The organism is Vibrio sp. OPT18 (genome assembly GCF_015163615.1).
Lineage (GTDB): Bacteria > Pseudomonadota > Gammaproteobacteria > Enterobacterales > Vibrionaceae > Vibrio > Vibrio coralliirubri.
In genome coordinates this window covers 1-205 of sequence record NZ_JADDYK010000069.1, presented here as the reverse complement: position 1 = coordinate 205, position 205 = coordinate 1, and the positions used below count along the sequence as shown (strand labels likewise).

Sequence of the window (205 nt, the reverse complement as noted above, 5' to 3'; positions counted from 1 at the left end):
TGTCATGCCAATGGCATTGCCCGGTAGCTAAGTTCGGAATCGATAACCGCTGAAAGCATCTAAGCGGGAAGCGAGCCTTGAGATGAGTTTTCCCTGGCGCTATAAGCGTCCTAAAGGGTTGTCGTAGACTACGACGTTGATAGGCAGGGTGTGTAAGTGCTGCGAGGCATTGAGCTAACCTGTACTAATTGCCCGTGAGGCTTAA

At 50.7% G+C, this 205-nt stretch carries 1 rRNA gene; it reads left to right on the top strand.

The annotated features are described in order from the left end of the window. Positions 1 to 205 (top strand): 23S ribosomal RNA (locus IQQ51_RS27960); the annotation flags it as partial.